Here is a 3,192-nt window from a genome sequence, read left to right on the forward strand (position 1 = left end):
AAGAAGTTCATTGACATATTGAAGTAGAAACTGTAACAGATTCATTCGAGAGAATGAGTAAAGTAGAAGTAAGTGAATAAGGGCGCACGGGGGATGCCTAGGCTCTCAGAGGCGAGGAAGGACGTGATAAGCTGCGAAAAGCTACGGGGATTGGCCAATGCGAGTTGATCCGTAGATATCCGAATGGGGCAACCCAGCCAGCAATGGCTATATCGTAAGATAGGCGAACGTGGGGAACTGAAACATCTAAGTACCCATAGGAGGAGAAAATAATAATGATTCCGTAAGTAGTGGCGAGCGAACGCGGATTAGCCCAAACCGTGTATGTTACGGCATGCACGGGGTTGTAGGACCTGCATAATTGAGTACAACTTGACGAGAACGGCATGGGAAGGCCGACCGTAGGGGGTGAGAGTCCCGTATTGGAAGGGTTGTATGAGAGGCGGGTATCCTGAGTAGGTCGGGACCGGAGGAATCCCGATTGAAACTGCCGGCACCATCCGGTAAGGCTAAATACTCCTGAGAGACCGATAGTGAACGAGTACCGTGAGGGAAAGGTGAAAAGTACTCCGAATAGGAGGGTGAAATAGAACCTGAAACCGTGCGCTTACAAGCGGTCGGAGCCCTTTAGTGGGGTGACGGCGTGCCTTTTGCATAATGAGCCTACGAGTTACACCTCATCGGCAAGGGTAAGTGATTCAGTCACGTACCCGGAGCGAAAGCGAGTCTGAAAGGGCGACTGAGTCGGTGGGGGTAGACGCGAAACTTAGTGATCTACCCATGGCCAGGTTGAAGGTTAGGTAAAACTAACTGGAGGACCGAACCGATAAGCGTTGAAAAGCTTCCGGATGAGCTGTGGGTAGGGGTGAAAGGCTAATCAAACTGAGAAATAGCTCGTACTCCCCGAAATGTTTTTAGGAACAGCGTCGGGAATTGTATGTTGGAGGTAGAGCTACCGATAGGACTAGGGGGAGTCACATCCTACCAAATCCTGACGAACTCCGAATGCCAATATACAGAACCGGCAGTGAGGGCTGGGGTGCTAAGGTCCCAGTCCGAGAGGGAAAGAACCCAGACCTTCCGCTAAGGTCCCCAAATCTAGATTAAGTTGAACAAAGGTGGTCCAGTTGCAGAGACAGCCAGGAGGTTAGCTTGGAAGCAGCTATTCCTTTAAAGAGTGCGTAACAGCTCACTGGTCGAGCGACAGGGCGTCGATAATAATCGGGCATCAAATCTAGTACCGAAGCGAAGGATTGCAGCAATGCAGTGGTAGGGGAGCATTCCAACGGCGGTGAAGGTATCCTGTAAGGGGTGCTGGAGCTTTTGGAAAAGCAAATGTAGGCATAAGTAACGATAAGGCGGGCGAGAAACCCGCCCACCGTAAGACCCAGGTTTCCTGATCAACGTTAATCGGATCAGGGTTAGTCGGGGCCTAAGGCGAACCCGAGAGGGGTAGTCGATGGACAACGGGTTAATATTCCCGTACTGCTCATACAGGTGAAGGAGTGACGGAGTGATGAAAGGTCCGCCCGGTGACGGAATACCGGGTTGAAGCCAGTAGGTATTGGAACCATAGTTAAATGCGTGGATCTAGCCGAAGGTGATAGTACCGAGCGTCTACGGACAATCGGATAGTGACCCTAAGGGCTTCCAAGAAAAACTTCTAGCGCTAAGCGTATGAGTACCCGTACCGCAAACCGACACAGGTGGTCGAGGAGAGAATCCTAAGGTGCTCGAGTGAATCATGGCTAAGGAACTCGGCAAAATGGCCCTGTAACTTCGGGAGAAGGGGCGCCCCTGTAAAAGGGGGCCGCAGTGAAGAGGCCCAGGCGACTGTTTAACAAAAACACATGGCTTTGCGAAGTTGAAAGACTAGGTATAAGGCCTGACACCTGCCCGGTGCTGGAAGGTTAAGAGGGGATGTTAGCGCAAGCGACGCATTGAATCGAAGCCCCAGTAAACGGCGGCCGTAACTATAACGGTCCTAAGGTAGCGAAATTCCTTGTCGGGTAAGTTCCGACCTGCACGAATGGTGTAACGATCTGGGCGCTGTCTCAGCCATGAGCTCGGTGAAATTGTAGTCACGGTGAAGATGCCGTGTACCCGCAACGGGACGGAAAGACCCCATGCACCTTTACTGCAGCTTAGCATTGGTACTGGACAAATGATGTGTAGGATAGGTGGGAGACTATGAAGCGGGTTCGCTAGGATCTGTGGAGTCACTGTTGAAATACCACCCTTTGTTTGTTTGGTATCTAACCCCTTGAGGGGGACATTGCTTGGTGGGTAGTTTGACTGGGGTGGTCGCCTCCAAAAGGATAACGGAGGCTTCCAAAGGTTCCCTCAGTACGCTTGGTAACCGTACGAGGAGTGCAATAGCATAAGGGAGCTTGACTGTAAGGCCGACAAGCCGAGCAGGGTGGAAACACGGGTATAGTGATCCGGCGGTTCTGAATGGAAGGGCCGTCGCTCAAAGGATAAAAGGTACGCTGGGGATAACAGGCTGATCTCCCCCAAGAGCTCATATCGACGGGGAGGTTTGGCACCTCGATGTCGGCTCGTCACATCCTGGGGCTGGAGAAGGTCCCAAGGGTTCGGCTGTTCGCCGATTAAAGTGGCACGCGAGCTGGGTTCAGAACGTCGTGAGACAGTTCGGTCCCTATCTGTTGCGGGCGTGGGAAGTTTGCGAGGACCTGACCTTAGTACGAGAGGACCGGGTTGGACTGACCGCTGGTGTACCGGTTGTGGTGCCAACTGCACTGCCGGGTAGCTACGTCGGGAAGAGATAAGCGCTGAAAGCATCTAAGTGCGAAACTCCCCTCAAGATGAGACTTCCATATAGGGCCCTGGGAGACGACCAGGTTGATAGGCTGCAGGTGTAAAGTCAGCAATGGCATAGCTGAGCAGTACTAATTGCCCGAAAGCTTACCTACCGTTTGTTACAGTTTCTACAAGATATGTTAAAAGACTATAGACCGAAGTCGGAAGACCGAAGGACAAAGTCAGAACAAAAGATATTATGTGGACGATAGATCATCCTACAAGGGAAATCGGTCATCGGACATCAAGATTTAGGCGGCCTAGCGCAGGGGTCCCACCTCTTCCCATCCCGAACAGAGAAGTTAAGCCCTGCAGCGCCGATGGTACTGGGGTTACACCCGGGAGAGTAGGTCGCCGCCACATTATTCAAAA

The 3,192-nt window shown here is 52.0% G+C and carries 2 rRNA genes; both read left to right on the forward strand.

The annotated features are described in order from the left end of the window. The first annotated feature begins 66 nt into the window (after positions 1-66). Positions 67-2,933 (forward strand): 23S ribosomal RNA (locus DFQ04_RS18240). Positions 2,934-3,071: 138 nt separating this feature from the next. After that, positions 3,072-3,183: ribosomal RNA gene (rrf, locus tag DFQ04_RS18245) — 5S ribosomal RNA — on the forward strand. Positions 3,184-3,192 lie beyond the last annotated feature (9 nt).

It is taken from the genome of Algoriphagus boseongensis (assembly GCF_004362805.1).
Classification (GTDB): Bacteria; Bacteroidota; Bacteroidia; order Cytophagales; family Cyclobacteriaceae; genus Algoriphagus; species Algoriphagus boseongensis.